The following is a 520-nucleotide window of genomic DNA, read 5'->3' as shown; positions in this document are numbered from 1 at the left end:
CTTGTTTCCTCCGGAGTGGATCCTGAGTACGGCGGAACACGTGTAATTCCGTCGGAATCTGGGAGGACCATCTCCCAAGGCTAAATACTCCCTAGTGACCGATAGTGAACCAGTACCGTGAGGGAAAGGTGAAAAGCACCCCGGAAGGGGAGTGAAAGAGAACCTGAAACCGTGTGCTTACAAGTAGTTGGAGCCCCATGCATATTTTCCTTTGGAAAAATGCTGGGTGACAGCGTGCCTTTTGTAGAATGAACCGGCGAGTTACGATCCCATGCAAGGTTAAACAGATGATGTGGAGCCGCAGCGAAAGCGAGTCTGAACAGGGCGTTTTTTAGTATGTGGTCGTAGACCCGAAACCGTGTGACCTACCCATGTCCAGGGTGAAGGTAAGGTAACACTTACTGGAGGCCCGAACCCACGTACGTTGAAAAGTGCGGGGATGAGGTGTGGGTAGCGGTGAAATGCCAATCGAACACGGAGATAGCTGGTTCTCTCCGAAATAGCTTTAGGGCTAGCCTCA

1 rRNA gene is annotated in these 520 nt (G+C 51.5%); it reads left to right on the top strand.

From position 1 onward, the window contains the following. Positions 1-520 (top strand): 23S ribosomal RNA (locus tag GH754_RS19290); the annotation flags it as partial.

The organism is Salinibacillus xinjiangensis (assembly GCF_009649735.1).
Lineage (GTDB): Bacteria > Bacillota > Bacilli > Bacillales > Alkalibacillaceae > Salinibacillus > Salinibacillus xinjiangensis.
The sequence above is the reverse complement of the archived record's forward strand: the minus strand, read 5'-3'. Positions and strand labels throughout refer to the sequence as shown.